Annotated in this window: 1 pseudogene; it reads left to right on the plus strand. The window is 50.5% G+C overall.

The features are described from left to right. Positions 1 to 279, plus strand: a pseudogene (locus tag MiSe_RS50200) (hypothetical protein); the annotation flags it as partial.

Consider the following 279-nt stretch of genomic DNA (forward strand, 5'->3'; position numbering starts at 1 on the left):
TTTCTCCCATAGATGCGAGATCGGCAGTTGGCGATGCTTTGGAATCAATTGCTGTGGGGGATGTTGCTGTTGCGGATATCTCTGGTGTTTCTCCCATAGATGCGACATCAGCTGTTGGCGATGCTTTTGAATCAATTGCTGTGGGGGATGTCGCTGTTGCGGATATCTCTGGTGTTTCTCCCATAGATTCCAGATCGGCAGTTGGCGATTGTTTTGACCCGATTGTTGTGGCGGATGTTGGTGCGACCGCTGACGAAGAGGATGTTGCTGTTGCGGATA

It is taken from the genome of Microseira wollei NIES-4236 (genome assembly GCF_020521235.1).
GTDB lineage: Bacteria > Cyanobacteriota > Cyanobacteriia > Cyanobacteriales > Aerosakkonemataceae > Microseira > Microseira wollei.